The organism is Streptomyces sp. NRRL WC-3549, from assembly GCF_000721935.1.
Lineage (GTDB): Bacteria > Actinomycetota > Actinomycetes > Streptomycetales > Streptomycetaceae > Streptomyces.
On the sequence record NZ_KL585394.1, the window covers coordinates 141,765 to 143,047 of the forward strand.

At 67.9% G+C, this 1,283-nt stretch carries 1 protein-coding gene; it reads right to left on the reverse strand.

Annotation, left to right across the window (positions count from 1 at the left end; translation table 11 throughout):
* Window positions 1-1,097, reverse strand: a 1,097-nt coding sequence (locus tag IH13_RS0111325; RefSeq protein ID WP_031083451.1) for a TadA family conjugal transfer-associated ATPase, incomplete at its 3' end; no start/stop codon positions are given.
* Window positions 1,098-1,283 lie beyond the last annotated feature (186 nt).

Consider the following 1,283-nt stretch of genomic DNA (forward strand, 5'->3'; position numbering starts at 1 on the left):
GAGCCGTCGGCGTGGCGGGTCAGCTGGATGATGACGTCCACGGCGCTGTTGATCTGGTCGTGGATCGCCACGAAGGGGATCTCCACCTCGGACATGGAGCTCAGGGTCTGCAGACGCATCAGGGCGTCCTCGGCGCTGTTGGCGTGGACCGTGGCGAGCGATCCGTCGTGACCGGTCGACATCGCCTGGAGCATGTCGAGCGTCTCGCCGCCGCGGACCTCACCGACGATGATGCGGTCGGGACGCATGCGCAGGGAGTTGCGGACCAGGTCGCGGATGGTGATCCGGCCCTTGCCCTCGACGTTGGACGGCCTGCTCTCCAGGGTGATCACATGGGTCTGCTGGAGCTGGAGCTCGGCGGAGTCCTCGATGGTGACGATGCGCTCACCGTTCGGGATGAGCCCGGACAGGGCGTTGAGCAGGGTCGTCTTGCCGGTGCCGGTCGCCCCGGAGACGATCACGTTGAACTTGGCCCGTACGAGGCCCGCGAGCAGCATCAGCATGTGCTCGTCCAGCGAGCCGAGGCCGATCATCTCCTGGAGGGTGAAGGCCCTCGGGAAGCGCCGGATGGTGAGGATCGGGCCCTTCAGGGAGAGCGGCGGGATGACCACGTTGACACGCTCGCCGGAGGGCAGGCGTGCGTCGACCATCGGATTGGCCTCGTCCACCCGGCGGTTGACGGTGGAGACGATGCGCTCGATGGTCTGCATCAGCTGGTCGTTGGAGGAGAAGCGCATCGGGAGGAGTTCGAGTCGCCCGCCGCGCTCCACGTAGACCTGGTCCGGTCCGTTGACCATGATCTCGCTGATGGAGGCGTCTTCGAGCAGCGGTTCCAGGATGCCGAGGCCGAGGGCCTCGTCGACGACCCGCCGGATGAGCTGCGAGCGCTCCGCGGAGGAGAGGACCGGGCCCTCACGGCTGATGATGTGGCCGAGCACCCGTTCGAGGCGGGCCCGGCGCTCGGCCGCCGCGAGGGCCGACATCTCCGCGAGGTCGATCTCCTCCAGCAGTTTGGCCCGGTAGGCCCCGACCAGGCGGCCTTCCTCGCTCAGCCCGTTCGCCGGTTCCGGACCGGTGATGCGCGCCCGCAGGCTCATGTCCTCAACTCCCTGTGTGGTGCCGCGGTGCGGCGGTCAGTCGCGCGGCATGGTGGCGCTCTTGGTGACCGACCCGAAGCTGAACATCGGGAGCAGCGCGGGGACGGGGACCTTCACGGTGACGGTCATCTCGTCGCCGCTCATGGACGGCTGGAACGACGCCTCGTCCTGTCTCTTATACACATC